The sequence below is a fragment of the Kitasatospora sp. NPDC086801 genome (genome assembly GCF_044745805.1).
In the GTDB taxonomy this organism is placed as follows: Bacteria; Actinomycetota; Actinomycetes; order Streptomycetales; family Streptomycetaceae; genus Kitasatospora.
In genome coordinates, this window is the sequence record NZ_JBIVAX010000115.1 from 1 (window position 1) to 1,155 (window position 1,155).

Consider the following 1,155-nt stretch of genomic DNA (forward strand, 5'->3'; position numbering starts at 1 on the left):
GCCAGTTCGGGCTTGGTGGCGAACTCGGTGTCCGGGTCGAGTCCGGCGGCCTGGCAGCGGTCGGGCTGGTCGGTCCACGAGCGCGGGATGTACAGCTCCCGGTCCAGTGCAGCGTGTCCGTGCTGGCCTGCGTAGGCGAGGTAGACGGCGACTTGGGAGTTTTCGATTCTGCCTGCCGTGCCGGTGTATTGGCGCTGGACGCCGACGGTGTGCACGCCCTTCTTCACGTCGCCGGTCTCGTCGACCACGAGCACCGCCTGGTCGTCCTGCAGGTGCTCGACCACGTAGTCGCGCAGGTCGTCGCGGATGGCGTCGGCGTCCCACTTGGCGCGGCTCAGCAGGTGCTGCATGGCATCCGGAGTCGCCTCCCCGGCCCATTCGGCGATGGTCCAGCAGTTCTTCCGCGGCAGGTCCGCGAGCAGTCCCAGCACCAGGTGCCGTATTCGCCGGCGGGGCTCGACCCGGGCGAACCTGCCCGCGATGCGGTCCATCAGGCCCTCGAACGCTTCCTGCCAGCGGGCAGCGTCTACGCTGTGACCTGCGGCCACCGCGTGATCGTTTGTCTTCACACACCGATGATCAACGGTGGCCGCACCTGCCAGTGCCAGCGGATGGAAGGCTCGTCGAAGGAGACGCAGTGCTGGGATTGCTGGGCTTCTACGACGAACTGGACAACCGCTCCGGCCAGCCGAACGGATCGATACGCGATGCCGTCCAGCCCGTCGGCGAGCCGGATGAGATGGACCTGGTGGCCTACCTGGACGCCGGCCACGTCCTGATCGACGTCATGGAAGCCGGACACGACGTCATCACCGGCAACGCCCACCGGCACTCTCCGGGATGCTCATCCCTGGTGACCGACGGTACCTGGTTGTGGCGCCAGGACTTCCCGCACTACCTGGAAACGCACCACGTCTCGCTGCCCGAGACGTTCCTCGAACACGTCCGCGGCCTGAACTACCAGATGCCCACCATCACCATCGCGCAGTTCGCTTCGCACTACGACGAGACTATGCCTCTGGTCGGCTGGGCCTCGGCTGTCCCGTGGCGATCGACGGCGACCACGCTCGTGCCTGAACCACGAGCAGTGACCAGCAAAGCCCAGTTCGACGCGACGATGCTGGAGCAGGACCGGAACCGGCCACACGGCAGCTG

General features: G+C 66.9%; 2 protein-coding genes. One reads left to right on the plus strand and one right to left on the minus strand.

What is annotated here, in order from left to right; genetic code table 11:
- A partial coding sequence (locus ACIPLC_RS38235) for an IS701 family transposase (RefSeq protein WP_400477674.1) occupies nucleotides 1–491 on the minus strand: 491 nt, incomplete at its 3' end.
- Between the two features lie 146 nt (nucleotides 492–637).
- Here ACIPLC_RS38235 and ACIPLC_RS38240 point away from each other — a divergent pair.
- Nucleotides 638–1,155 (plus strand): hypothetical protein (locus ACIPLC_RS38240; protein ID WP_400477673.1); only part of this gene is annotated, 518 nt, incomplete at its 3' end.